The sequence below is a fragment of the Mesorhizobium kowhaii genome (assembly GCF_042431665.1).
In the GTDB taxonomy this organism is placed as follows: Bacteria; Pseudomonadota; Alphaproteobacteria; order Rhizobiales; family Rhizobiaceae; genus Mesorhizobium; species Mesorhizobium kowhaii.
On the sequence record NZ_JBHLYT010000010.1, the window covers coordinates 13558 to 40046 of the forward strand.

At 59.9% G+C, this 26489-nt stretch carries 20 protein-coding genes and 1 pseudogene; 16 read left to right on the forward strand and 5 right to left on the reverse strand.

Annotated features, from left to right (window positions below):
- Positions 1–370 precede the first annotated feature (370 nt).
- Entirely contained in the window at positions 371–607 is a 237-nt protein-coding gene (locus ACFFNA_RS11005; RefSeq protein ID WP_378918114.1) for a hypothetical protein, read from the forward strand.
- Positions 601–6669 carry a DUF3320 domain-containing protein gene (locus ACFFNA_RS11010; RefSeq protein WP_378918116.1) on the forward strand — a complete coding sequence of 2023 codons (6069 nt, stop codon included), beginning with the start codon at positions 601–603 and terminating at the stop codon, positions 6667–6669. Before ACFFNA_RS11005 ends, ACFFNA_RS11010 begins: the two co-directional genes overlap by 7 nt.
- A 121-nt stretch (positions 6670–6790) precedes the next feature.
- Here the strand turns inward: ACFFNA_RS11010 and ACFFNA_RS11015 are convergent, their stop codons facing one another.
- The 3 genes from ACFFNA_RS11015 to ACFFNA_RS11025 form a co-directional block, all read right to left on the reverse strand.
- Complete coding sequence (locus ACFFNA_RS11015; protein ID WP_378918118.1) at positions 6791–8731, reverse strand: AAA family ATPase; 1941 nt, start codon at positions 8729–8731, stop codon at positions 6791–6793.
- Between the two features lie 62 nt (positions 8732–8793).
- Entirely contained in the window at positions 8794–9405 is a 612-nt protein-coding gene (locus ACFFNA_RS11020; protein ID WP_378918120.1) for a hypothetical protein, read from the reverse strand.
- 155 nt (positions 9406–9560) lie between these two features.
- Positions 9561–10361, reverse strand: coding sequence for a TIGR02391 family protein (locus tag ACFFNA_RS11025; RefSeq protein WP_378918122.1), 801 nt, complete (start codon positions 10359–10361; stop codon positions 9561–9563).
- Positions 10362–10774: 413 nt separating this feature from the next.
- Between ACFFNA_RS11025 and ACFFNA_RS11030 the strand changes: the two genes are divergently transcribed.
- The 14 genes and pseudogenes from ACFFNA_RS11030 to ACFFNA_RS11095 all read left to right on the forward strand — a co-directional run bounded on the left by ACFFNA_RS11030 (position 10775) and on the right by ACFFNA_RS11095 (position 24132).
- Entirely contained in the window at positions 10775–10942 is a 168-nt protein-coding gene (locus tag ACFFNA_RS11030; RefSeq protein ID WP_378918124.1) for a hypothetical protein, read from the forward strand.
- Positions 10943–11386: 444 nt separating this feature from the next.
- Positions 11387–11782 carry a hypothetical protein gene (locus tag ACFFNA_RS11035; RefSeq protein ID WP_378918126.1) on the forward strand — a complete coding sequence of 132 codons (396 nt, stop codon included), beginning with the start codon at positions 11387–11389 and terminating at the stop codon, positions 11780–11782.
- A 6-nt stretch (positions 11783–11788) separates the two neighbouring features.
- On the forward strand, positions 11789–12217 hold the full coding sequence (locus ACFFNA_RS11040; RefSeq protein WP_378918128.1) for a type II toxin-antitoxin system VapC family toxin: 429 nt from the start codon (positions 11789–11791) through the stop codon (positions 12215–12217).
- The gene (locus tag ACFFNA_RS11045; RefSeq protein WP_378918130.1) at positions 12217–13236 is read left to right on the forward strand and encodes a CBASS cGAMP-activated phospholipase; all 1020 of its coding nucleotides are present in this window, start codon (positions 12217–12219) and stop codon (positions 13234–13236) included. Before ACFFNA_RS11040 ends, ACFFNA_RS11045 begins: the two co-directional genes overlap by 1 nt.
- A gap of 234 nt (positions 13237–13470) precedes the next feature.
- On the forward strand, positions 13471–13824 hold the full coding sequence (gene tnpA, locus ACFFNA_RS11050) for an IS66-like element accessory protein TnpA (protein ID WP_378918132.1): 354 nt from the start codon (positions 13471–13473) through the stop codon (positions 13822–13824).
- Complete coding sequence (tnpB, locus tag ACFFNA_RS11055; protein WP_006201720.1) at positions 13821–14168, forward strand: IS66 family insertion sequence element accessory protein TnpB; 348 nt, start codon at positions 13821–13823, stop codon at positions 14166–14168. Before tnpA ends, tnpB begins: the two co-directional genes overlap by 4 nt.
- Positions 14169–14471: 303 nt before the next feature.
- A pseudogene (tnpC, locus tag ACFFNA_RS11060) lies at positions 14472–15721 on the forward strand (IS66 family transposase); the annotation flags it as partial.
- A gap of 9 nt (positions 15722–15730) precedes the next feature.
- Positions 15731–15868 (forward strand): transposase domain-containing protein, encoded by a 138-nt coding sequence (locus tag ACFFNA_RS11065; RefSeq protein WP_378918317.1) that lies wholly within the window; start codon positions 15731–15733, stop codon positions 15866–15868.
- Positions 15869–15870: 2 nt separating this feature from the next.
- On the forward strand, positions 15871–16104 hold the full coding sequence (locus ACFFNA_RS11070) for a hypothetical protein (protein ID WP_378918134.1): 234 nt from the start codon (positions 15871–15873) through the stop codon (positions 16102–16104).
- Between the two features lie 732 nt (positions 16105–16836).
- Positions 16837–17073, forward strand: coding sequence for a hypothetical protein (locus ACFFNA_RS11075; RefSeq protein ID WP_378918136.1), 237 nt, complete (start codon positions 16837–16839; stop codon positions 17071–17073).
- A 767-nt stretch (positions 17074–17840) separates the two neighbouring features.
- Positions 17841–18773, forward strand: coding sequence for a PDDEXK family nuclease (locus ACFFNA_RS11080; protein ID WP_378918138.1), 933 nt, complete (start codon positions 17841–17843; stop codon positions 18771–18773).
- A 66-nt stretch (positions 18774–18839) separates the two neighbouring features.
- Entirely contained in the window at positions 18840–21083 is a 2244-nt protein-coding gene (locus ACFFNA_RS11085; RefSeq protein WP_378918319.1) for a TnsB C-terminal domain-containing protein, read from the forward strand.
- The gene (locus tag ACFFNA_RS11090; protein WP_378918140.1) at positions 21080–22156 is read left to right on the forward strand and encodes an ATP-binding protein; all 1077 of its coding nucleotides are present in this window, start codon (positions 21080–21082) and stop codon (positions 22154–22156) included. Before ACFFNA_RS11085 ends, ACFFNA_RS11090 begins: the two co-directional genes overlap by 4 nt.
- Before the next feature lie 2 nt (positions 22157–22158).
- A complete protein-coding gene (locus ACFFNA_RS11095) occupies positions 22159–24132 on the forward strand; it encodes a TniQ family protein (protein WP_378918142.1) in 1974 nt (657 codons plus the stop codon).
- Here ACFFNA_RS11095 and ACFFNA_RS11100 read toward each other — a convergent pair.
- Positions 24077–24865: a hypothetical protein gene (locus ACFFNA_RS11100; RefSeq protein ID WP_378918144.1), complete on the reverse strand. Its 789-nt coding sequence runs from the start codon at positions 24863–24865 to the stop codon at positions 24077–24079. The genes ACFFNA_RS11095 and ACFFNA_RS11100 overlap by 56 nt on opposite strands.
- The gene (locus tag ACFFNA_RS11105) at positions 24862–26274 is read right to left on the reverse strand and encodes a deoxyguanosinetriphosphate triphosphohydrolase family protein (RefSeq protein ID WP_378918145.1); all 1413 of its coding nucleotides are present in this window, start codon (positions 26272–26274) and stop codon (positions 24862–24864) included. Before ACFFNA_RS11105 ends, ACFFNA_RS11100 begins: the two co-directional genes overlap by 4 nt.
- Positions 26275–26489 lie beyond the last annotated feature (215 nt).

Genomic DNA, 26489 nt, shown 5'->3' on the forward strand with positions numbered 1-26489 from the left:
GGCTACGCGGATGACCAGGGATTGCAGTGGAAACTTCCTGCCGATGCTTTAGGAAGTGCCGTCTGCGGTCGGTTGTCGGTACCGCCGTCGTGCTTGATAGCCGGAAACAATTTTGAGAAGAATTGGCCTGTAACATTGAACCATACGCATCATGCCCTCTCGACCCCACCAATCGAAAAGAATTGACGAACTCGAACGCATTTTCAAAGAGATGCGATCCGATGGACCTACGCTCGAGCTGTTGTGGCGAGAACTAGAGCACCGCTCGACACATCGAGCTGGGCAACTCCAGAGGAGTGTAGCAGCCGCCCGTAAACAAGCCGCAGAACCTGGCAATAGGCCCAGTCAGACACTTGATGGGGGCGACGAGATGCAATTGCAACTCGCCGGCGTCGATCTCGCATCTCCTCCGGGTCCATCGGAAATTCGGGAGTCACTTCCCAATCGCAGGTGTGATACCAACGTTTCCGGGGTGGACGTCGTCCGTCTGGCGGAAATGAACGACAGGTTTGGGATGCTTGATCGCGGCGAATTGGACAGACTTGGCAATATCTACGAGCAGCTGCGACTAAAGCTTCTGGATTTGACCAAGCAAATCGGATGCTGAATTACTCGATCAGCGCCCGCTCAAAACGCCAGTTGCAGATTGTCGATGAGGTGCTTGAGGAAGCATACTCGAAACTCGTCGATGACGACGGCTCGTTCAGGATTGCCCATCTCGATGAGCCCGCGGGCCTCCCGCCAGAAGAAAAGACCGAGGAGTTCGTTGACGCGTTCGAACACGCAAAGGTTTCCGACATCGATTATCTGACCGCGCTGGATAATTTGGTCGCCAGCGCAACCGATGATGAAATGGCCGTTGAACGGCTCGAGAGGACCCTTCGCGACCGCGTGCGTTCCCAACTTGGACTCCCGCCTCGACCCAAGCGCGCGGACGTCAATCGCAACGAACATGCGCGGTCGCTCGGCATAGACCCGAGTCCCGAGTTCCAACCGGCGGGCACGAAGAAGACGCACTCCGACCGCTTTCTCCAGACGTTGAAATATCCCGACGAGCTCGAGGCTTTAATGGAGAAAATCTCCGCAGAAGCTCGGCTCGCCGAACAGGAAGCGGGCCTGTCGACGCTGTTTTTGGCTTTCGGCTTCCTGGAATGGTACGACAGCGACGCCTCCGACAAGCCGATCTACGCGCCCCTCCTCCTTCTCCCTGTCAAGATCGAACGGCAGAAGGTGCGAGGAAAGCACGTCTATGAAGTTGCGGCGCGCGAAGGCGCTGCGGAAACAAACATCAGCCTTCAGAAATTCCTGGAAACGAAATTTGGCAGAGACCTTCCGGATTTCGGCGACGCCGACGACGGGGGGTCCGTCGAGAGCTATCTGGCCAAGGTCGAGGCAAGCATCGAAGGATTGAAAAGATGGCGGGTTCGGCGTTGGCTAGTGCTCGGCCATTTCGCCTTTAGCCGCATAGCAATCTACGAGGACACCAAGCCGGAGAAGTGGCAGAACCACCCTGCCGCACATCCACTTGTCGGCTCGCTCCTAAGCGGCTTCGAGCAGGGCGCCGATGGTGATGGGCCCTCGTTCCATTCTCCTGAAGATTACCTTATCGACGATCCGGAGATCGAGAAGTCCGCCCCGATCCTGATCCAAGACGCCGACGCCTCGCAACACAGCGCTCTCGTGGACGTGATGCGGCAAAAGAATTTGGTGATCCAAGGGCCCCCGGGGACTGGGAAGTCCCAGACCATCACGAACATCATCGCAAATGCCCTGGCTGCTGGGAAGACGGTGCTTTTCCTGGCCGAGAAACAGGCAGCCCTCGACGTTGTCAAACGGCGGCTCGACAAGTCCGGAGTTGGCGAGTTCTGCCTGGAGCTGCACTCCGACAGATCGTCTCCCAAAGCTGTGGTCCAAAGCCTCGCCCGCCGATACGAAATCGGCGTCGGGCGGTCTGCTAGGGCAGCTACGGCACAGGAGGACACGACGTGGGCCTTCGCACGGGCCCAAATCTCTGAGTACCTGAACGATCTGCACTCCGAAGCCGACGATGGAGCGACTCCGTTCGAACTGATTTGGAAGTCGATCCGAGGACATTCGGTAAATGCCGATCTTGGCGACTTTTTCAACGACGTCCATATGCCGGACGATCTGCTGGGCGATCCACGCAACCTGCGGGACGTCAGAGGTAAATTGGAGATCTTCGCGGCGAGCGCGCAGGCGTTCCTTGATTCCTATGGACACCCGTCGGCATCACCATGGAGTGTGACCCCTCCGGGCCACCTACCCGCGTACGAGCGCGATCAGTTTCTCGTGGCGATCCAAAGCCTTCGAGATGCAGCTGCGGAATTGGCGAAATTTATGGATCGCCACGAGGGTCTGGATATTCTTTCCGGCGAAGATGGAGATGCGGTTTCGGCCGCCGACAAGATCATACCGGAGCCGTCGAGCCCTTCGACGATAGGCAAGATTGCCGCCATCGATCTCGATGGCCTGCAGCATGGATTGTCCCTTCAATCCTCGTACCTTTCGGCAGTTCAAGCAGTCGACGACTTGCCGTCAGCAGGAGATCTCGACGCGCCGACTCTTGATACGGCCCGTGCGATCATCTCAGCGCTGCCTTCTCAAGACCTTGCCGAGCTTAGCCCCGTCGGCCTGCGGGCCTATGCCTACCGCACGATACACCGGAACAAGGGGTTCCTCGACGCGCTTGAATCGATGGGCCAAGCAATGGAATTGCTAGGCTTGGGAGGGTCCGCTCCCGTTCACGCTCTCGACGCTGTTGCAGCAGCTCTCGAGGTTACCGAGAGCGCTCACCCTGAGCATCTGCAATGGGTCGGCGCTGTCCAGATTGATACCTCTATTTTCGGCCTGCTATTTGATCAATGGAACGCTCTTTCTCGCGAAGAGTTGGAACTTCGCCAAGCGGCGAGAGGGTTCACCGAACCCAAATGGCCGGATGCACGGGAACTTGACGAAGCCGGCGCTGCATTGCGAAAGACCGGGATCGGCAGGCTCTTCAGCGCGATACGCGGAGACGTCAAAGCCGCGAGCGCATTGTTGGAGCGGCTCCGGCTTCCGGCAGAACCGAACTCCGTCGACATGCTTGTCCGAATCTCCAAACATGTCCGGTCGGTCGAGGTGTTCGCGTCCCATCGCGACGCGGAAGCCGCGATTGGCAAAGCCTGGGCAGGGATGGCAACGCCGTTCGTGGCTATCGATCAGGGGATCAAGCTGCGCGAAGCCTTGGAGCACAAGCTCACGGGGCTTCCCTCCGGAAACAGCGTTGCCAAAGCCATAGTCGGATTGACTGCAGGTTCTGTCTCCGCATTCGCAAAGCTTTCGCGAACGGCAGATCCGTATAGAACCGGACGGGCACGGTTCGATGAATTGATTGACGGGCACCCGATCGAGGACGCCGCGGAACAGTGCACAAAGAATCTGGAAGCTTTTGAGCGTGTTCTCGGACTGGACCCGGATGACCGGCTCTCATCTTCCACGCTTTCGCTCTCGACCCTCGCCGAGATCGATGCCGCCAGGACACGGTTGTCGCAAGCGCTGATCGCGGTCGAAAGATCTCTATTCGCCGTCGCGGTGCGCTCGCTGGCGCCTGACAACGACGGGGTCGCGCAAACTGAAGACGCCATAGGATATGTGCGATCAGTCAAATCGGCGCGACTGCCCGGACCGATCCTTGAAGGGCTTCTCTCTGCGGATGCCTTGGCATGGCGCGACCGACTTCGCGAGATGGCTGAGTCATATGACCGCGTTACAGGCCAGCTCAGCCACTCGGCGAAGCGTCTTGATGAATTCGGGGTTCGTGGCATGGACGCATTCGATCTGCGGTCCATGATCCCGCATCTTGAAAGGCTCCTGGAACATAGAGAAGAACTTTCGGAATTCATCTCCCTCCGCAGTTCCCGAGCTGAAATCGAGGGAGCAGGCCTCGTCGAATTCCTTTTCAAGACAGATGGGCTGCTGGTCCCTCCTTCGCGGCTTCCGGCGGTATTTGACGCGGTTGTTTCCCGACTTCGTGCCAAGGCTGCCCGTCGTCTCTCCTCGTCGTTGGCTAACCGGACTGGCAACGAACTCGATGCTAAACGAAAGACGTTTGCCGAGCGTGACAGACAGAAGATCCTTGGCGACCGCGAGACTGTCCGGGCGCGTCTGCTCACAAGGCAGCCGCCGAACGGCCTCCGCAATGGATCGGTGAAGACATGGACGCAAATGAGCCTTCTGGCGAACGAGTTTCCGAAACAGAAGCGCTTCACGCCAGTTCGCGGTCTAATGGGAAGGGCTGGCGAAGCTGTCAGGGCTCTAAAGCCCTGTTTCATGATGTCGCCCCTCTCGCTTTCAAAGTTTCTCCCGCAAGGCAGATTTGAATTTGACTTGCTCGTCATTGACGAGGCGTCCCAAATGAAGCCGGAAGATGCGTTGGGCGCCATGTTGCGTGCGCGGCAGATCGTAGTGGTCGGCGATCCGAAACAGCTTCCGCCGACGAGTTTCTTTGAGCGTTCGAGCGACAATCCGGCCACGGACGACGAAGATGCGGACGAGATCGATGACGAGTCGATCCTTGAACGATGCCAGAAGGTTTTCGGCGAAGTCAGACGCCTGAAATGGCATTATCGCAGCCGTTGCGAGAGTCTGATCCGGTTTTCAAACGACAACTTTTACGAGGGCAGCCTCGTCACGTTTCCTGCCGCAAAACCCGGCTCTTTCTCTGTCGACCTGCTTCGCGTCAATGGGGAATACAAGGCCAGGCGGAATGTCGCCGAAGCCGAGCGCGTCGCTGAAGAGGCGATAGAGTTCATGCGGCACTTCTCGAACAGCGATGAGGATTCCCTTCCCACCCTGGGCATTGTCGCGCTCAACACGGACCAGAGAGACCTCATTGAGGAAACCCTGCGACGGATGTCGGGCGATGACGAACTCGTCGAGACATATAGGGAGAAAGCCGGGAAGAAGGGCGAACCTTTGTTCGTGAAGAACTTGGAGAACGTTCAGGGCGACGAACGCGACTTCATCTTCATATCGATGACCTACGGCAAGGAAGCCGGTGCGACTGTCATGCGGCAGCGCTTCGGCCCGATTAACAGCAAGCAGGGTCATCGTCGTCTCAACGTACTATTTTCCCGGGCCCGGATCCGCATTGGTCTCTTCGCTTCGTTTGGCTCCGAAGACGTCAGACCGACGGAAACGAGCAAAGAGGGCGTCCACGTTTTGAAGCGATACCTCGAATATACGGAAACCGAGGGACGTGCAGCGGTCCAGCTGATCGGCGGAGAGGCCGACAGTGAATTTGAAACCGAGGTGGCCATTCGTCTTCGCGCACGTGGCCATGCCGTGGACATGCAGGTGGGAGTTTCGGGATTCAAGATAGACCTGGGAATAAGACATCCGGACCATCCGGAAATGTTTCTCGCAGGCATTGAATGCGACGGAGCTCAGTACCACTCGAGCAAGAGTGCCCGTGACCGCGACAGGTTGCGCGAAGAGGTTCTACGGGGCCTTGGCTGGAATATCCTTCGGGTGTGGTCGACCGATTGGTTTGACAACCCGGATGCCCAGACGGAAAAGCTCCTCAAGCGGCTTGAGGAACTGCGGACTAAGCCAATGTCGGCGTTTCAGGACTATCGACTTGGCCCCACGTACTTGCCGGCGATTGAGGTCATGATCGCCGAGCGGCCAGAAACAGAAGACGACGATGACATCGATAGCCAAGCCCTGTTTGACTCAATAGCGGAGCACGCGATTTCCGACGTGCAGGCGGAAACCGAGGACGGCGACGACCCGTTTGAGGAAAGCGGTAGCTTGACCGTTGATCAGGCGTATGAAGCCTTGGCGGCGTTCAGGGAAAAGGTCATCCGACCGTCGGCCTCCAATTGGGAGCCGCATCGTTCCATCCTTCGCGAAGCTATGATCGAAACGTTCGTTCGCCAGAGGATCACCGATCCAGACGACTGGTTCACTCGTGTCCCGCACTACCAGAGGTCCGGCACCGACCCGGTGGAAAAGAGGCTGTATCTGGATCACATCTGCAGCGTCGTCGATCGCATTGGCGCGGAGGCCGGACAGAAGCCGCCAGGGCGGTCCACGTCTTCCTCCTTACATGTCGCGAAGGCTGCGACCTCCAAGTCACCCGTCAATCAAATGCCAGGGTTTTATGCCGTCACCGATTTCGGTCTCGCTGGGCTGACGCCGGATCATGATCGCTTTTATGAGGCAAGCTATCGTCCAACTCTTCGACAGCTGATTGCGCAGGTTATTCAGACGGAAGGTCCGCTGTACGGTGATATTCTCGCCATCCGGATCGCGAGGGCACATGGCATGGAGCGGACGGGTTCAACCATACAGAAGATGGTGACCGACGCCGTAGACCCGCAGTTTCCCCGATCTCGTGAGGAGGAACGGGACGTGTTCTGGCCGGAAGGTTCGGCGACGGATCGCCCGGTGCCCTTCCGGGTATCGGCTGATGGAGGCCGATCCCATGCCGACACGCCGCTCGCCGAACTCGCCAGCTTGGCGTCGCCGTATTTGCGTGTCAGGCTTTCCGATGATCAGATCATTGAAAAGCTAGCGGAGCAGTTCGGCTTGCAGCGCATTCGGGCCGCCACCCGAGAGCGATTTGTATCGGCGATCGCTATCGCTAAATTGTCCGGCTCCGCCTGAAGGACAATGGGCAGTGTCTGTGCCGCGCTGACTTTGCCCACGACCGGCCTCAGCCCGCCCCCAATAATGAGTTCCGCTCATTCCTGCGACGTTGTGCCGATCCTAGTTTCTATGACCATAATTATGCAGTTTTGCTCCCGGATCCGTCGCGCAGTTTGAGCCGAGGTTGGCGCGAAATTAGCTCCTTGACCGTTTCTGCCGACAGGCGCCGATCACGAAGTAGCGCCGCCGCAATGTTTTCAAGTTCGGGTCTCATGCCATCAACGAGCGCCCTCGCACGACGGAACTCTGCGGCGAGGACGTTTTCCACCCGGGCCTGCAGACTGCCGTTCATATGCAGCGTCACCAGCAGTTCCTCCTCGCTTGCCCCAGACAGAAACGTGAAGCCTGCACCCAGCCCGTAGGCGGCTTCCACCTGCAGGGCGGTCACGGTGGCGGTGTGAAGGTCCGAACCTTTCCTCCCTCCTCCTCCGGCAGACCTCGAACCGAACACAATTTCCTCGGCTGCAAGTCCTGCAAGCGCGACGGCGATCCGGTCGAGGAATCCGGCCTTCGTCCGTTCCGGAAAGGGCTGCTCGTCGAAACGAGCCCCTCCTCCCCGTTGTGTGGTTTCGCCTGTTGGGTCGAAGGTGTCGATGATCTCCACGCTCCTGAAATCGCCGACGCCCAGCGTCAGGCCGACGACCACGTGGCCCGCCTCGTGGATCGCGTTTCGCCACAGCAAGGCTTTCGGGAGAGACATGAGCTCGGGCAACTCGGCGAGCAAGTCCGCGGTTTCGAGGTCGCGCCGCGCACGGCGCGCACGGCGACGCGCCTGCCTGGCGAGCTGTTCCAGGGCCGCCCCTGTCCAGCCGTCCGTGCGAGCGGCCACTGAAGTCAGGTCTAGAGAAGACGACGCCTCAGCTAAATGCCAACCGAGAATTCCCTGCCGTCCCGACATGTCCGGCAGCGGAATGCTCACATGCCTGTCGAGACGGCCCGGACGGGTCAGCGCCGCATCCAGCATGCGGGGGAAATTCGTCGCCCCGACAACGACGACACCTTCCCGGCCATCGGATCCATCGAGGCATTCCAGCAGGCCATTGACGACCTCGCGGCTATATTGTGCGTTGTGCCCGGAGAAGGTCTTCCTGTCGCCAACGGAATCGATTTCGTCAATGAACACGATCGAAGGCGCGTTCTTCATGCCTTCTGCGAACGCGCCTCTCATCGCTTTCAAAAGATCTCCCAAGTGGCCCATTGCCTGCCAGCGCGCCAGCGAACCCAAAACAAGATGGACTCCGCAGGATCGCGCGAGAGCCGCGGCGAACATCGTCTTGCCCGACCCCGGCGGACCGCTGAGCAGGATTCCCCTGTCGACTTCCGACCACCCGATCTTGCCTGCGCGCCAGTCCTTCAAGTCGACGGCAAGCTCCCTCCCCCAGTCGGCAGCGGCGCCCAGTCCATGGAGGTCGTCCAATGTCGGTCCCTGCCCTACGCTCGACTTTGGAGCGACCATGGTGGCGCGAGCCGCTTGCAAGACCTTGTCCAGCGCCCTGCCCTTGCGCCAGATTGCGGCGAGAACATGCAGAGGGACCGTCGCCAGGAATGAAGCATCCTCGTCCGACAGGATCTGGTTGCGGCAGAAACGGGCGGCCGCCTTGAGATATCGGGGCTGGATGGCCGGAAGCACCAGCACGGCATCTGCAACCGCGTCAACGTTTTCCGCGAGAAGGTCGCGGGAATGCGTAACGACGATGATGCCGTCGTTGGAACCCGTGATCCCCAGGAGATCGAACCCTTCGGACTTTTTCCGGCCCTCCGGTTTGACCGTCATGACGAGTGTCCGTTGACGATCGTACACGCTTCCGGTGATGAGCGATTCCCCCTGCGCCGGGAATTTGGACGCGCCCTCGTAAATTTCTGCGTCCTCTTTCCTCGGTGCGATCAAGACGATCACGGCCGGTCCTCCCGACAGGAAGTCCCGTTGATGCCGGAGTGCACGCATTACCGAGCAATAAGCGGCGAACCGCGTCGCGTTCGAGGCGAGCTTGATGCTCAGCGCTTTCGAAATGCGTTTCATTGGATGTCCTGACTTGATGGTTTTGCGCGCTCGGCGGCGCAGCAGCGACGATGTCCAGAAGTTCAGCCGCGAATGCGGCGAACGGCTGTCTCGGGTCCGATCCTGGCGTCGTCGAGAACGATCTCGACGAAACGTCGCAGGACCAGCGACGAAAGCCCTGCTATCGGGACTGTCTCATGGAAGGCAGTCAGGCATTCGGCAACAGTGAGGGAACCGTGCTCGTCCAACGCCGCCAGCACGCGGACCCGGTCTCCCAGTGGACAATTCCAGCGGGCGTACCTAAGCAGGTCCATGGAATTGGCCAGCCTGTGCCCTGCAAGGATCATCGATTGGACTTCATATCGATAGCCCGCCTCGGCGGCAGCATCCTCGATCCATGGCTCCAGACGACTGGTTTCCGACACCGCATCGACGATCGAAGTCCCCTCCTCCCGGACGACAAGAAAATCCGGAACATGGCTGTCTCCGTCTCGGACCAGGACGAGCGGGAGGCATGACCATTCGACGACTGACGGATCGACGTCGAGCAGGCATCCGAGGTCTCGCGCGCTCTGGTTCCTGAATAGGGGCGCGCCGACGCAACGAACGGTTCCACGTGGATGAAAATGAAGACGCGCGGCATCGGCGCGGACTGACGCGGGCTGGTCGGTTTCGATTTCGGGGTGGGCGGTCACGGGACGCTCCTACGCATACGCAAGAATGAATCGGCCGCTGCGAGGGTGCAGCGGCGGTGCGCGATCAGCGTATGAGGAGCGATGCCTGTTTCATGGTGGCGGGAACAAATATAGAACAGATACGGCGGCGTCAACTGCCGCAATTGCCTGAAGCATCATGCTCGCGGTGGCATGCTGGCAGCGTCCAGACGACGGTGAATCAACGAGACAAGCGACAGCAAGTCCTCCGCATCCTCCTTCGACATCGTCCAGTTTATCCGTGCCTCGTGTGCGGTGGGATTGCGGAACATCCCGAACGTCCCCTTCAGCAGATTGCCGAAGCCCTTCTGCTCGTCCTGCTCACTTTTGGTCCCGAGGGCGTTGATTGCCAGCATCGGTGGCGTCCCCGAAAACGCCCTGTCGACGAGCACGGCGCCATCGTCATCGAGCCCGGTGCGGGACCGCACTTTGGCGGCGATGCTCTTCACCGCTTCGAGCACGGCGTGGAAATAGTTGTCCTGCAACAGTTCTTGCCGACAGAACTTCATCACGTCCGGATGCACGCCTCGTGACGCGAGGTCTTCGCGCAGCTCCCGCGCCCGCCGCTCCGCCTGCCCGAGCGTCTCGACCTTTTCTGCCTTCGACAGCTCGCCAGAGGCGGCGACCGAAAGTCCCGTGAACGCGAGCGCCCGGTTGAGGTTCGCACGCATTGGTTCGAAGCGTTCGGGCTCGCGGGCAAACCGCGCCGGCTTCATGGCCTTCCGGATGAACCCCATGATGCGAGTGCGATCGCGGCGCGTATTCTGTTCATGGGCGAAAGCGTTGTAGAGACGATGTCTCTTCGTGATGGCCGGGTCAGTATCCTTGATATGACAGCTCGTCAGCAGGTGACCAATCTCAGGGCCTCTCAATCCCTCCGAAGTATCCGCGAGCGCATCCGCAATGGCCTGCAGCTGTTCCTGGGAAAACGAAGCCATAGCACCCCCCGTGTCGTCCTGAGGTGGTAGCGTATCGGCTCCAAGTTGTCACAGGGCATGTAGAATCCTGCTCGATAACGAATCGGCGGCTGGTTCGAAGCGGACAACGGCCAAAGCCTTAGGAACGGTCGAAGGAGTCGGATTGAATTCCAACCTCGTTCTGGTCGAGGGGGTCCGATCGCCTTTCAGACGTTCTCGGGCAAGTCGTGGCGAGCCACCATTCTCCGCTCGCAGCCGGCGGCGTCGATCAGGAATCAAGCGTATGCAGGCACCGGAGGTGCGAAACCCGACGGCCAGCGCTTGCGTCCGAAAGACCAACACCACACCATGGAAGAAGGATTCAGCTTGGAGGCAAGACGGCCATGCAGGTAATGAAACGTCCTCGGCGATTCTGCGCTCAGGAAGCCAGGTCCTTGATCGAGCATTGGCGGGCTTCCTCCTGGCACGGCCGGTCAATGGACAGCACCGCTACCACGGTGGAAATTAGCATCGACCGCATCGCGAATTTGAACAATCAAGTTGGCGACAGAAACGACATCGATGAGGTAACGATGCCAAGCCCCGCCAACAAAGAATTCTAGGACAGCCGCGTCTATCGTTCGACCTAATCGCTAGTTTTCGACGCGTCGAATATCCGCCGGGGTTCAGTCAGCGAGTTGTGCAGCGTCCCGATTGAAGAGTTCCTGGCGCTTGTCCAGAGTTTCCTTTGGGTCTGAAGATTGCAGCGTTTTAGCCGTCACCTCTACCGTGTCTGCGATCTGTCGCATCGCATTCCTGCTGATCGCATACCACGGCATACCCCCTTCAGGTAGTCGACCTCAGGCGTGTCTGTGTACAGACGCCGCATGCTCCGGACCCTATTCATCGGCAATCCGTCGGCCTCAGGGAACTGGCAGCGTTCCGCCTGCCCTGAGCGTGTGACTGCCGATCATGAAATAGCCGCTCTATTCGTGTTTTTCTTGGCGTGGCCACATATTGACGTTATGTGGCCACCTTGCCATATTGAGCAAACGAAGGAGATCGTCATGGACGAAAGGCTGACAAGGCAGATTCAGGGCTCTAGCGGTACCAGCAAGGAGGAGATCGAGACCGGATTGGTGGAGACCCTGGTTGAGGTCGGCGGTGATCCGCTCACCGTGCGCGGGGCTCGCGACACGCTTAGTGCGGTTCTAGGCAAGGTCAAGAAAGGATCCGTACAATTGATCGGCCGCAGGAAGGATGAAATGACGGTCATGATATCTCTGAAGGACTTGGTCGATCTAGTGAGCGTCGCAATGAGGCCTCAAACATTTGGCGAAGCGCTTGACGCCATGGGTTTCGAGCCGTTGGGCCGCAGGATCGTCGTAGCACGAGGCCGCAACAGACGTCCTCTGAAACGGTACCGGGAAATTGACGATCTGAAATCCGATTTGACGATGTGACTTAGAATGTATCTGCTCTCGACGCAGACGTTGATGGATCTGCTTTGCGGCGAACCGCGAATTAAGGACTTCATAAACTCGGCCCAGATCGACAATGTTGGCGTGAGCGTTGTGACTCTTGGCGAAATCCAGTCGGAAATTTCGGCGACAGACCAGGATGACGGTCGCGAAGTGTTGGATTCTGCGCTCAGGAAATTTCACGCAATCGCGAGAAGGACGCAAAGGGTCGAACCGTTCGACGAAACCGCGGCATTCATGTGGGCGAAGATCCAAGGCCACGACCTTGTCTTCGATGACGAAGGCGAGAGCATAAGTCTCAGCGACATCCAAAGGATGGTCGTGGCAACGGCCATCGACCGCAACCTCATTCTCATTGAACGTCGGCAACCCTATCACGCCCGTTTGCCCGATCTCCAAGTGCTTGATCCATACTAATGGCCGGGATCAAGCGACACAGAACACAGGGAACACCTGCCGCTGCTACCTCTCCTTTCCAGATTCTAAGCCTGTCGGGGGGCGGATACCGCGGTCTGTTCACGGCGGTTATCCTCGAAAAACTGGAACAACAGGCAGGCAGGCCGCTTCGTGAGTGCTTCGATCTGATCGCGGGGACGTCGATTGGCGGGATCCTGGCTTGCGGAATAGCCGCTGGCATTCCTGCCTCGCAGATGAGGGACGCCTTTGAACGATTGGGATCGGGCATATTTGACAGGCGCCTGCAAATGTTCGGACGGCGACTGTTTCCTGTGCCGAGATTGGGCCTCCTGTCCGCGCGATATTCACAGGCGGGACTCGAAAAAGCCATCGACGAAGTCCTCGGCGGGTTCTCAGAACGAGGCTTGGGGAGCATCGGCAAGCCGCTTCTTGTGCCGTCGGTGAGCTCCACGAATGCAACCACGGTCCTGTTCGAGAGCGGCGCCTTCGCAGGCAGCAGAGCTGCCGTGGTGCTGCGTGACGTTGCCCTTGCTACCGCCGCAGCACCGACATATTTCCCAGAGCACGTCATCGGAGAAAACAGCTTCGTCGACGGGGGCATAGTTGCCAACGCTCCGGATGCCATCGTGATCATCAAGGCCATGAGTTCCTTTGGCAGGCATTCCAGCGAGCTGAAACTCCTGTCCGTCGGCACGGCAGCAGAAGCCATGGGAGAGGTCTTTCGCCCCGGGCGGGCATCCGGCGTGCTGCGATGGATGATACTCCGCGATCTCTTCGGATTGACCGTCACGGCGCAACAAGCCCTTGCCGTTGGCTTGGTCAGGGAACTGCTCGGCTCCCGCTACGTGAGGATCGACATTCTACCTGACAAGAGGAGAGGCAAGGCGATCGGCCTGGACAAGGCAGGAAGGACGGCTGCCGACACTCTGAAGGAGCTTGCGAGACGAGCTCTCGAAGACGTTTCGGAGCAACGTGGAAGCGATGTTGCGGCAATGCTTAGGCATATTGCTGCAACATAGCGCTGAGCTAGACGCTAAATCTCACCTTGGGCTGCCGCAGTGCCGGCCCACTTGCCCGTCCGGCGAGGCACTTGCCAGGGCAAGGTTCCGGGCCTCGTTCTCTTGACCTGCGTCCGGTCGTGGCGACGGCGGCTCCGGGGTACGCCTCCGGCGAGGGCCGCCTTGCGCGAACATGGCCCGGTAGCGAGGCTGCGCTCTTGAGGTCGTCCTTACGAGCGTAGTCAGCAGCACAGCATGAGCCAGATGACGATATTGACCGGGCCGGAGCGCCGTCGTCGTTGGAGTGAAGAGGATCAGTGCCGGATACTGGCCGCGGCATTCGCGCCCGGATCCACGGTAGCGGCGGTGGCGCGTCAGTACGATGTCGCGACCAGCCTGATCTATAAGTGGCGCCGCACGGTGAGAGCCCGCGAGGCGGGCTTTGCCGAAGTTGTCGTGGTTCCCGATAAGCCCGTCGCTGCTTCGGTGCCGGCGGCGCCACCAGCGGTGATCGAGCTGGAGATCGCCGGTAAGGTGCGGCTGCGGATTCCGCTGACCACGCCGCCGACATTGGCGGCGGCGATGGTGAAGGCGCTGGGCGTTTCATGATACCGGTTCCGAGCCAGGTGCGGATCTGGTTGGCGGTCGGCCGCACCGATATGCGTCGCGGGATGCAAGGCCTCGCACTGCAGGTTCAAGAGACGCTGGGACGGGATCCGCATGCCGGCGATCTTTATGTCTTCCGCGGCCGCAGCGGCAATCTGATCAAGATTATCTGGCATGATGGGCTCGGCATGTCGCTGTATGCAAAACGGCTCGAGAAGGGCCGATTTCTATGGCCGTCGCCGGCAGACGGTACGGTTTCCATATCACCGGCGCAGCTCGCCTACATGCTCGACGGGATCGATTGGCGCAACCCGCGTCACACCTTCCGCCCCCAGCGCGCGGGCTGAGTTTTTCTTTGAGTTTGCGCCATTTTCCGCGAGTCAGCAGACGCGTTTTATGATTCATTCCAAGGCATGGTTGCCACCGCCCAGGATGCTGTTCCGGACGATATCGGCGCGCTGAGAGCAGCGCTGACCGCGGCGCTGGCCAGAGCCGAAGGCGAGGCCGCGCGCGCTGCGCTGGTCGAGGTCGAACTGGCGGTCGCCAGGGCCAAGGCATCGGATGATGCGGCGCTGATCGCACATCAGGATCTGACGATCCGGAAGCTGCAGCGGGCGCTGCATGGTCAGAGTTCTGAACGCTCCGCCCGTCTGCACGACCAGATGGAGCTCACCTTCGAGGAACTTGAGAGCACGGCGACGCAAGACGAGATCGCCGCCGAACAGGCCGCGGCCCGGACCACCGAGGTGGCGCCTTATGTGCGTAAACGACCGACCCGCCAGCCCTTTCCCGAGCATCTGCCGCGCGAACGCGTGGTCGAGCCGGTGCCGACCGCTTGCCACTGCTGCGGCGGTCATCGGCTGCGCAAGTTGGGTGAGGATATCACCGAGACGCTGGAGGTGGTGCCGCGGCAATGGAAGGTGATCCAACACGTGCGGGAGAAGTTCACCTGCCGCGACTGCGAGGCGATCAGCCAGGCTCCGGCGCCGTTTCACGCCACCCCGCGGGGCTGGGCCGGTCCCGGCCTGCTGGCGATGATCCTGTTCGAGAAGTTCGGACAGCATCAGCCGCTCAACCGCCAGGCTGAACGCTATGCCCGCGAAGGCGTGCCGCTTAGCCTGTCGACGCTCGCCGACCAGGTCGGCGCCGGCGCCGCGGCGCTGATGCCGCTGTTCAAGCGGCTCGAAGCCCATGTGCTGGCCGCTTCACGTCTGCACGGCGACGACACGACGGTGCCGGTCCTGGCCAAGGGCAAGACCGATACCGGCCGATTATGGACCTATGTGCGCGATGACCGACCGTTCGGCGGCGCCGATCCGCCGGCGCGGCGCATCTCGCCGGCTGGAGCGGCATTCTGCAGGCCGATGCCTTTGGCGGCTATGGCGATCTCTATGCGACGGGTCGTCAGCCGACGCCTGTTTTGGAAGCCAGCTGCTGGGCCCACAGCCGGCGCAAAGTGTTCGAGCTGGCCGATATCGAAACGGCGGCGCGCAAGAAGGCACACGGCGAGAAGCCCAACCTGGTCTATCCGCTGGCGGTTGAAGCCGTGAAGCGCATCGATGCCCTGTTCGATATCGAGCGCGAGATCAACGGCCTGTCGCGGGCCCAACGCCACGCCGTGCGCCAGGAGCGGAGCCTGCCGCTGGTCACCGAACTCGAGCGCTGGATGATCGAGACGCGCGACAGGCTCTCGCGCGGACACGATCTGACCAAGGCCTTCAACTACATGCTGCGCCGCTGGTCATCCTTCACCCGGTTTCTCGACGATGGGCGGATTTGTCTATCCAACAATGCAGCCGAGCGAGCCCTGCGTGGCATCGCTCTCGGCAGAAAGTCCTGGCTGTTCTGCGGTTCAGATCGCGGCGGACAGCGCGCTGCCGTTCTCTACAGCCTGATCGTCAGCGCCAAGTTGAATGACGTCGACCCTCAGGCCTGGCTCGCCGATATCCTGGCGCGCATCGCAGCCCACCCAGCACAGCGGATCGATGATTTGCTGCCGTGGAATTGGCGATCCGCAAAACTGCGGACCCAACCAGCGGCGGCCTGATCATGCAGCGCAACAAGGTGCATCACGTCTACACCGTCGAACGTGTCGCCAGGGACCTCGGCGTCGGCGAAGCGCTCATACAGGACCTGACCCTGGGTCTCGAGCCCGAGGACGGCGTCATCTGGCTGTACGGCGCCAACCATGACGACGGAATCCTGGCCTTCACCGATGAGGGCATCGAGGAGGTCAAACTCCTCCTCGAACAATATCATCGCGTTTCCCCATCGAAAGCTTGACCCCAGCACTGCGGTGCTCATGGTCGCCGAATACGCACGCCTGCGGTCTTCACCGGACGGCTACGCTCCGGGGGACATGGCTGCGGCTTGTGTTCGCGTGGTCAGCGGACGGGAAAGAGACTCTCAGCACACCTCGGGAACCAGACTCGGTTTACGTCTACCGCATTTGGAACAGACCATTCGCTCTTGCAAATCGGTTAGCGACAATCCCCGCCGTGCAAAGTCGGACATCGTTTCGGGGGGAATTACTGTCGCCCTTAAGCAGCCTTTCCTGTCCGGCCCGCCTCCCGAAAATACCTCCTTACCGCCCGGGGGCAAATTCCAACATCTCACGCGCATAGCCAATCCAGACTTAGCCCATGCCTCTAGCGTCGCCGTGCTTTCATCCATCGCGCAAGCCAGTTCGTGTAGTGCCAACAATTCCGCGAAAATCTGTGCCGGCTCCGCCTTCTCGACGCTATAAACTGAGCCGCTGTATAGTATGAATTTCATCTCCTGTGGCGGGCCGGGCGTCCGCATCTTGTAAGCTGTTCCTCTGTCCCGGCGCACCGTCGCGACATAGTCATAGACATCCCCACTCACGCCGCCTCCAGTCGTGTTATATTCTAAATGAAGCCGCCAGCCGCCGCCGCGCGCGTCGCGCTCTTTCTCGACTGTCAAGGACTCATCCGGGGAACGCTCGTAGTCCCAACCCCTTTGAAACCGTAGCCCAGTCATCAGCGGATCGCGGCAATGCTGATATTTCGCAATCTTCAGGACCATCTGCTCGACCTGTCGGAGCGTGTGCCCGCCGATAAACACTTCATCCCGTCGATTGCACGTAAAGCCCATCGCGTACCCTTTGCCGAGGCCATGTCACAGTTTGCAGGTTTTGGCCCGCCAAAAACTCCATCGCAAGACCGTCGTCCTCAATCTTTTCCGCCGCGTAAGGCACCTTTGCCAAAGCGTACATCGCGCCGTTGCGGTTGAAGGACGGGCGGGGACGACCTCCAAAACCAGCCCGAAACGATGCCCTCCGGAGGAGAGGACGGAAAGCCGTGCCGGCTATCGGGTCACGGGGTATCAGGGTCTTAACGCCCGGATCGCCGCTTCGCGGCAGGTTTGCGCCAACGCATCCAGTGGTCCGGCACCTCCGCACCCCTCCCCGTTCGCCGCGACCGAAAGCGTCATGTCGTCAACCTCATGTGGCCAATGAAAACGCATCCCTGCAATGGCCGTTGAAGATAGGCAGATTGGGCTCCGGGATCCAAATCCAAGCCATCCCCGATCATGCATTGCTCACGTCTCGATCCTTACATGAATTGCAGCTACGCCGCCGCAGCACCTTCGATCCATCGTCCAGCGAGGTTTTGGCCAAATTCCTTTTCCACTGACGCAAATCCCCAGCCTATGCTTAGCCGCCGACGCCGTCTTGGCAGCCTCGGCATCGGCAAATGGTCACCGGACTGCGATCGAATTTTTCAAATCTGAACAATTTTACGAGTCCTGTTCACAATATCGCAGGACCTCCCGCGCTAATGCCGCATTCCCCGACGAACGCCGGGCATAGAGGACCGAACGAGAATGACAATGAAGTGCATATCGATAGCTGTGCGGGAAGTCCGCGAAGCTCAGGGCTGAGGCCCCGGTATGTTCCGCCGGGGGTTTCAAATCCGGCTTTTCGACCTTCCCTTATCGATGGATGACGTGGCGGTTACCCGCGATGGCACGTGTGGACGAGTCCGCGACCGAAAGGTTTGCTGCTTCGTTCCGGCCTGCTGTCCGAAACCTTCCCGTCTCCTGCTCGGCATATCGATGCATTTCATCGCCCGTCGGCGATGGGCTGCAGTTGTCGCAAGGGAAACGAACATGCGCTGCCACAACCTCCTGCTCGCCGAAGCTTTGAAGACGTCCGTCCGCGGGTTCAGCTTCTGTTCCGACGTGCTCGCCAACCATCAGGTGGCCGAGATCCGCAGCTCGTCCGGGGGCTGGTCCATACCAATGCCGCTCCACGTGACTGGGGCCGGGACGCCCCTGCGGTAGATGTCGAGGACAGCGTCGCCAACCGCGTGCCGCGACCGAGGAAGCGCGGCTCCAAGGTCGGCGCCGTAGTCGATCCGTTCCGTCGCCGGAGCATTCGGTTCGACAGCGGCCTGGAAGAGTCCGCACTTGTAGTCCTCATCACCCTCCCCGAAACCCTGGAGATCTGCGAACAGCAGAAAGCGGAATACATCCAGCACGGCGAGAAGCGAAAACATTATTTCGACATCGTCCAGCGACAGGCCTCGGGCAGGATCGCCTACGCCGTCAAGTATGAGGAGGACGTGGATGACGACCTTCGAGAGACACTGCGGCTTATCTCTGAACAGCAGGGCGATCGGTTCGCAGACGAGTTCCGGATCCTGACGGAGAAGGACCTAACGCTGACGCAGATCGAGAACGCCAGGGAAATCCTCGCGTATGCGTCCGACTTCGACTTCGAAGGCCAGGCGCTCGTTTCCGCCGCTCTGCAACGGCTTCCCGCGCGGGTCCTGATCGCCGACATCGTTCGCGCGACAGGCTTGGGCGAACGTGGGCGGCGCGCCGCCGTGGCCCTGATTCAGAAAGGACTCCTGAAGGTTCCGGCGAACGTCCGGCTGGCCGATGGCGCCTTTCTCATCAACCGCGCCGCACACGAAGGCCGTCGTTAATCCAATCCTCATGGCGAACCTATAAAGGCGAAGGAAAACAAGGAAATGGAGGGGAGCGTGAAACTGATGAATCCGGCTTTGGCGAGAAGTCACGAGAGATGTCACCTATTTGGCCGCCACGACAGGCTCGTCATCGACGGTCAGTCCTTCAGGGTCGAGCGCAAGGTCAGGGACTCGCACGTGCTGCAGCCCGTGACCGGCGAGCTGATCGCCGAGGACTTCTTCGTCGTAAAGACGGACAAAGAGATCAACGGCCTGATCCGATCGAAGCGCATGCGTATCGACGAAGGCTATTATTCTAAGGCTCTCGGCATCCTCCGTGTGCGGTTCGACGACTCGAATCTCAGCGACCTTTCGGAAGAGGATCTAAGGACCGTCGGCTGGAAGAAGGAATGGTGCGTTCGTTTCTTGGACGCTGCGGCAAACGTCGAGGGACGTTGGCGGCCTCGCCGCACGCTCGATGACTGCGCGCTTTTCATTGAGGAGAACGCGGAGCGCATGGATCGCTGGTACCTCGACACATTCGGAGAGCGGAGACGGCCCGGCCGACGACTCCCGGGAGAGGTCCGCAAGGCGTTCGATTACCCAAGCGCTGCCTCCCTAAAGAAATGGATGGCACAGTTCGTCGCGGGGCACTGCCGCATGGACAGCTTCCGTCCGCGCTATTCGAACAGCGGAAACCGGAACCAGCTCGACGCGCGCGCTGCCGCAGTGATCGCGGTCGAAGTTCAAAAGTACGCCAGCATCCTGAAGCCCAAGATGGCGGACATTTGCGAGAACGTGGAGCTGGCCCTCCATGAAATCAACAAGAGGCTCCCCGAACACCAACATATCTACGCCAGCGATAACGCGGTTCGCCGCAGAATTCATGCGCTCGACCCCTTTATGGTAGACGCCGGCCGTGAGGACAGCGACTACGCTCTTCGCAAGTACACTCCGGTCGGCAAGGGACTCTCGATCACCACGGCGTTGGGCCGGGTCGAAATGGACGACTGGGAAGTCGATCTCCACACCCTCATCATGCGCTCATCTATCTGGAAGGCCCTGAAGCCCGAGCAACAGAAGCTCGTGCCGCGCGTCCGTATGACGTTCACGGCGGGCATCGACTGCGCTTCTCGATGCATCGTCGGCTTCAACCTTTCCATCAACAGCCCTTCGACCGCCACGACCAAGCCGGCGCTCAGGTCGGTGATGGTCGACAAGACCGAATTGGCGGCTGCGGCCGGCGCAAAGGCCTCTTGGCATATGCATGGCCGCCCCACCTACGTGGCGACTGACGGAGGACCTGCGTACCGCAGCGAATTCGATGATGCTGCGATGCGCGTTAACGTCGGTCGCGTGGTCCCGGAGCAAGATCCCCGCATGCGCGGCACGGTCGAGGCCTTTTTCCGCTATATGAAGCGCCTTTGCCGCTACTTCGCCGGACGAGCGTTCGCGAACGTTGTCGAACGGAGAGACTATCCAGCGGAACAGCTCGCGGCGCTGACGGTCGGAGAATTTTACAAGACCCTCATCGTGTTCATCGTCGACTACTACCATCTCCGCCCGCACCGTGGCCTCGAGGGCCGGACGCCGTATGGCAAATGGATGGAGCTTGAACAGGCTGGGCTGCCGCCTGCCCCATCTGAGCAACAACTGGCCGTTGCCTTCGGGCTGCGGCGCAAGGAGCGCACCATCAGCAAGCATGGCGTCGAGTTCCTGGGGATTTCATACAACTCGCTGGAACTCACCCGTCTCTATGCTCTCTTAGGTCAGAAGAAGGTCGACGTCATCATCGAGCCCGAGGACCTGGGCTGCGTATTCGTCCGGATTCCCAAGCAGTTCAGAGGGCGGATCAAAGGAGTCCCCGAAGACCAGGACTTCCTCACGGTTTCCAGCGTGGATGGCACAGGCAAAGGGAAGATGCTCGCTGAAACGCTCCTGGCGAAGCGGGCGGTCCGCGAATTCGTTAAGGCCGAGCAGCAAGCAGGGCGAACTATCCGCATCGATGCCCATCGGCACTTCCTTGATCTGGCCGAGGACGTCCGCAAGAGGGCCGCCATTGCGACCCACGAGATTACCGAAAAGACGCTGGATCTGCTCGAGGCCAGGGTCGCCTTCTCCGGCCGGGCCGGACTTGGGTCTGTTCAATACGCAGCCGAGGAATCTGATGGCGACGGCCTTGGCAAAGTTGTCGCGCTCTCGACGCGACGCCGTGTCGACACAAACCAGAAGCCTCACGTCTCTCCCGTCCCACAAGAAGAGGAGTCCGCTCCGAAGCCGAAGCCATTCGGCGGAAGCATGAATCTCTTCGACGGAGAAGACGAATGACGCGTCAACTTGCCGATCAGGGACTCCGCGCAGATCACGAGCGTGCCGACGACACGCTCCCGACGGACTGGAACGATGCCATGTCCGACGACGACTTCCTCGACACGATTTCAGACCGCCTCAGCGAGAAGGAGAAGCGCGTCAAGGAAGTGCTGGAACGCGCGAAAAGTGTGTACGTGCGGTGTGGACGGGACGACGTCGCCAAAGGCGTCCTATCCCGCTTTGTGACGATGATGCTGGCGAAGAAAAACCTTCGGCGTGATGACGGCCGGATCTTGTTCGTAACCGGCGAAAGCGGGGCGGGAAAGACCACTTTGGTGGATCGGATGCTTGAGGAAAACCCCACGCTAGCTCCGATCCAGAAGTCATATGGCATCATCGAGCCCGTGATCTCGCTCACGCTGATGGGGCCTTCGACCCTTAAGTTCCTGGGTCTGAATATCCTGCAAAAGGCTGGGTACAAGATCACCCGCAAGTACGAACAGGGCGAAGTGTGGGATATCCTTCCCGAGCAGTTGCACCTGCGAAAGGTTCTCCTCGTTCACATCGACGAGACGCAGCACCTGCTGAAACTCACCGAATCCGACAGGGAACGCGACTCTGTCAGAAAGGCACTCAAGGGTGTCATGAACTACAAGCCATGGCCTGTCAGCTTCGTCATGTCAGGAATGCCGAGCATCACCTCTCTGGCCAAGCTTGACGAGCAGATTGAGCGGCGCGCACGGCACCTTCACCTTCCGGATGTCGTTCTTCCGGAGGAGCGCATCCTCATCCTCAATGTCGTGACCGCCATGTGCGAAGCGGCCGGGCTGGACTCCAGCAGAACCCTGGAGAGCGATCTTCCGGAGCGTATCGCGCATGCGGCTAGGTATCGGTACGGGCGTATCGCTCAAGTGATCCTCGCCGCGATCGAGCAGGCGGCCTCGAAAAATGCTGCAGCTCTGACGCGCGACCATTTCGCCCTCGCCTATATCGAACATTCGCAGGCCCGAGGGCATGACGAAATGAACCCCTTCCTCGTGGACGACTGGATGCGCTTGGAGCCCGGCCTGTTCATGATCGAGGAGTACTGACCATGAGGACCAATGGGCGGATTCTCGAACCGCTTGCCTTTGCCTATTCGCTTGAGGATCAGCAACCGGCGGCGGGCTTCGCGTCCCGCCTGGCCGCCCTGAACGGCCGCTCGCTTAAGGATCTCCTCCGCGACATGAGCATCCATCAGCGGAGCCTCGACAAAGGCGTCGCGTCGGCCGTGCGAGACATTGCCACGCTTGGGCGGGCAGACCCGGAAAAACTGTTGAGGTTTACGCCTATTCCCCAGGGCGGCAGATTCTATCAGGTAGCCGACGAGACATTCGTCCGGCTTGCGGTCAACCGGACTTATTTCCGATTCTGTGCCCGCTGCGTGCGGGAGGACATGGACCACTATGACGGTCCGTCGTCCAGTAGACCGTGGCTCCGCCTTCAATGGACCCTGTCTCATTTTCGGTCCTGCGACCGCCACAATGTGCTTCTCACTGCGACGAACCCTATCCGAACGCCCTTCGCGCCATTCGATTTCAGCGGCACGATGCATGGGCTGATTCCGAGCCTTCGCCAGATTTCTGACGCGGCAGTCCCTGCGCGCGCCTCCCCTTTCCAGGCATGGCTTCAGAATCGACTGCGCGGAGTTCGGTCTGAGGAGAACTGGCTGGATGACCTCCCGCTGTACGTGGCGGGGCCATTCTGCGAGGCCCTTGGCGTTTCCGCGCTGCACGAGCCGAAGGTCAAGGTCGCACAACTCATCGCCGCCGACTGGGCCGCGGCCGCCGACGAAGGATTCCGCATCGCCAGCGCCGGAGAAGACTCCCTGCGGGCGTTGCTTGGACGGCTCAACGAGGCGCAGTCTTCGACACGGGGGGTCTGGGGGCCTCGCGACACGTATGGCTATGCGTACGGCTTGCTCCAGAAGACCGTCCATGACCCGGCCTATGGCAAGCTCCGTGACGCCGTCCGTAGGTTCGCGCTTGAGACCATGCCGATCGAACCTGGCACTGAAGTTCTCGGCGAGATCGCGGGCATGCGGAAGGTCCACACCGTACGCACCGCAGCCCGCGACTCGGGCGTGCATGCGCTTACCATCCGTCGCCTCTTCAAACGGATGGGCGTTGACGAAGCGGGTGAGCTGTCCGGCTTCATGGATCATCGCATTCTGGTGAAGGCCGACGAACTCCACCGTGTGGTGTCAGAGCTCAAGGGTGCGATCACTGCGCCGGAGGTCGAGAAGCTTCTCGGCGTTCCCCGCCTGCACCTGAAGGCATTGGTCGCCGGCGGACACCTTTCCGCATTGGCAGATACGGGCTCTCGGAGGAACGCAAAGCGACGCTTCTCAACAGAAGTCGTTGAAGAGCTTCGGTTCCGGCTTTTTGACGGCGCCTGCGAGGTTTCGGAGCCAACTGAGCGTCAGGTCGATGTTATCGGCGCGCGGCGCGCGTCCACATGTACCATTCCGGACCTTCTCGACATGATCTTCTCGGGGAAGCTAAGTTGGAAAGGCCGACTTGTTGGCAGGATAGACTACATGGCTCTGCTGCTGGACGCCGACGAGGTGACGCGGATCGTGCGTTCGCGTGAGACGCGCACAAACCTTACCAAGGAAGAGACCGAGGCTTACCTTCCAGGGACTCATGATACTGTCGTGAACGCGTTGATCGCGTCGGACTACCTGGCGCTGGTTGAGGAATTCAGCCCTGACGCGAGGCGGATGATCCCGGTCGTTTCACGAGAGAGCGCACAGGCGTTCAGGAGCCGTTTCGTTTCGCTTGGCGAGCTCTGCCAGCAAACCGGCCTTCATCACAAGAAGGTACGCCTGATTCTACGCTTGGCTGGCATCGAGGCAGCGCTCGACACCGCTGTCGTACGTGCGTTCTTCTACAGTCGCGATCAGGTTCGTCTGGCCGAAAGCCGGTCGGAGTGCCTGTGGTCTTACGAAAAATCAGCGATCCGGAGAAAGGCTAGGCCGCTAAGTGGGTCATCCCAGGAAGGCTCATCTGCTTCGCATACGCAGTAGAAATCTGCCTGCGATCATCTCTGCAAGCCAGATGACTTCGCAGTGTCCGCGCGTCGCCGAAGGTGTGTAGAAACCGCTGCTTGCAGCGCTTGCTTTCCTCTCGCACGACACCTTCAAAGCCGTCGTCGTCAAGATACTTATCTATAAACGCCATCAGCCTGGGCCCGGGTTCCAGGTCCCATGCGAGAATGCGACGGACGGCCCGGTACAGATTCCCTAAATGGGAGGGGTTGGGTAGCAGGCTGATGTCCATGGTCCCGCGACGGACGTCGTCTAGGTACGAGTCCGCACAAATCACCTTGCGCTCTTTCAGATCGTATAGGATCGCATCCCAGTCGAAGAAGGTACACCGAGTGATGTCTTCCAAGCGGCAGACTTGGACGTGACCTTCCCTGGCCGCCCAAGTCGTCTCCATGGCCCAAAAATCCAGCTTCCAGCCGTCCGCGCTGAAGGAATATCCCCCGAACTGGTTGTTTCGGGCACCGTTTCTGGCCGCCACCTCGGCTACGGCCTGGGCCGGCGCCTCTATCACCAGATCGATGTCGGAGTGAAACGCGCACTTTCCGGCTCTGGCGATATCTCTGACCATGCCACCGACGATCGCAACGCGGTCGAAGTCCAGGAAATGTTTCCTCAGCAAGGCGCGCAGGCGCACGTTCGCGGCGGATTTTTCCCACCAAAGGTACTCATCCATTCGCCGCTTCACGATGCGCTGCTCTGCCGCGACCCTCACCCTGGGATTTCCTTTACCTGCTCCCATAACTTCAACGCGAACGAATCCGTCATGCCCGACACCATGTCCGTCAACAGACGCAGTTCGCGATAGCGTATCGCCGCCGCTTCTCCCGAGCCTAACCCGCTTTGGCATGCCTCTTCAATATAGTTCGGACTAACAAGAGACCAGCCGTATTTTGCCAACGCGCTGATCCGCTTTGAAGCGATGTCCTCAAACTTCTTTCGCTCGCTGATTGAACGCCAGAAGAATGTCATCAAGCCGTCCAGCGCCGCGGCGCCGACGGCTTCCATCTTGAGGACGGAGGGGTTCGCGAACGCGTGCTTCTTCGCCACGTCTTTGAGAGCGCTGCATAGCGCCACTCCCTCCATGAGCGGCGTATCATGGATTTTGCCCATTATGGCTTCAGACGACCCCAGGAAGCTGTTGCTCGCCTGGTGGATGAGTTCCTCGATGAGAAAGGCCCGGAGGTATCCGATTTTAATGTCCCGGGCCACGTCAGCGTCGCGCCCGCTTGCCTGCACCTTTGCGAACCTTTCCCGAGTTTTCTGAACCGCTTCGCACGAGGCGCTGCGCGGATCATGGAGGAGGATCGCCAGCACGTCGTCCGGCGAGATGATCTTCTTCTTCATGACGTCGTCAACATCGAGAATGCTGTACGCGATGTCGTCACAGGCCTCCATGATCCAGGTAAGTGGGTGACGCTGCCCTTCAACCAACCCGACTTCTGCCCGAACCCAGTTCACGATCTCCCGCTCGGATTCGAAGTAGCCGAACTTCTTGTTCACGAGATGCTCTGGATCGATGGAAATGGCAGCCACCGGGTATTTCAAAAGAGCGGCCAGTGTGCCTGCAGTGAGATGGAGACCCGCATGCTCTACGTTGGTCTGCAACCGTGTCACCAAGCGGAATCCTTGCGGGTTGCCGTCGAAGGAGAGGAATTCGGGGTGTAAGTGGGGTGGAACTGGCATCTCAAGTTGAGCTCCATGCCCCTGCATCTCGTGCGTGAAGATCCAATCGGAACGTTGGGCGAACCACTTGCCGATGGCAGCCTCGCCCTGATGACCGAAGGGCGGGTTACCCAGGTCGTGAGCGAGGCCGGTTGCTGACAGCACGGGTTGGACGTGCGTATGTAGGTCCGCTCCGAAAAACGCGTCGCCTCGTTCGACCGCGATTCTCGACCCGATCGATCGAGCAAGGTTAGCCACTTCATGCGAATGGGTAAGACGGGTTCTGACTCCGTCATTTTCTTCCATCGGCCAAACCTGTGTCTTGTCGGCAAGCCGGCGGACTGGTGTAGAAAACAGCAGTCGATCATAGTCTTGCTGGAAGAACGACCGCCATCCTCGCGGGTCTATATCGGTCGAACTGGCACGCCCCCAGCGCGCGGTAGACCAAATTGAACTCATTTCCCCAACCTCCAATTTCATTTCTGGAGAAAGTCGTAACCTAGTCTGGTTGTAAAAAGGTTCGCGGCCATCTTGCGATGCGCTCACGAATCCTGCCGCAGCATCCGAGGAGGCCAGCTCAGTGCGGCTCGGAAAACTGCAAAGCACCCAGTCATGAAGGACCCGTCGTTAGGATCGACGGACACTTTGAAGGTTGCTGCTCCCCATACGAGACT